Raw genomic sequence first — 678 nt, 5'->3', positions numbered from 1 at the left:
CAAATGACCTTGGCGACCTCGGAAAACGAAGAGATGACCGGCGAACGGGTCCTGTTTGAGAACCTCCTGGGCGAGCATCGCCAACCCGTCCATGCCCTTGCGCATGTCCGTCGGCCCCATCGCCAGATAGACCCGCACCCCGCGGCGGGAACCGTGAGCATCACCCTTCCAGAGCGCCGACCAGTCGACGCAGCGCCGCCGGGGCGATGTCCTCGGACACCCGCAGCACGCGCCCGTTGGCGAGTTCCACCTCGGCCAACGCCGCACGACGCTCAACCCGCGCCGGAGGGGCTGCGGCGAGCGGGATCGACGGGGCCATGGGCACCTCGTCGGCGACTTCCACCGGCAGGAAACGCGGCGTGTCGCTTACCAGATCGCCGTTCGCCATCTGGCGCCGCCAGCGGTACAAAAGGCTCGTGCACAAGCCGTGGCGGCGAGCGACCTCCGCCATCCCGCCACGGCCGGTGCGGGCCTCGCCAACCAAGCGGATCTTCTCCGCCGCCGTGTAGGTACGGCGACCGCCGACCCCGGTGATCACCTCGATGCGCTGGACTGCCACGGTGCAAACCACGATGCTTGCCATGATGCCAAGTCGGCCACGCTGTCAAAGCGCCCCGACAACCAGCTTTCACCACACCGACCCGCCAAGCCGCAAGGCAGCCTACAGACGACGCTTAC

At 68.0% G+C, this 678-nt stretch carries 1 protein-coding gene and 1 pseudogene; both read right to left on the bottom strand.

What is annotated here, in order from left to right:
• Positions 1-78, bottom strand: a pseudogene (locus tag EJ903_RS28225) (IS66 family insertion sequence element accessory protein TnpB); the annotation flags it as partial.
• An 82-nt stretch (positions 79-160) separates the two neighbouring features.
• Positions 161-583 carry an IS66-like element accessory protein TnpA gene (tnpA, locus tag EJ903_RS26425; RefSeq protein ID WP_126620826.1) on the bottom strand — a complete coding sequence of 141 codons (423 nt, stop codon included), beginning with the start codon at positions 581-583 and terminating at the stop codon, positions 161-163.
• Between the last annotated feature and the right edge of the window lie 95 nt (positions 584-678).

It is taken from the genome of Azospirillum griseum (assembly GCF_003966125.1).
Taxonomy (GTDB): domain Bacteria; phylum Pseudomonadota; class Alphaproteobacteria; order Azospirillales; family Azospirillaceae; genus Azospirillum; species Azospirillum griseum.
The sequence above is the reverse complement of the archived record's forward strand: the minus strand, read 5'-3'. Positions and strand labels throughout refer to the sequence as shown.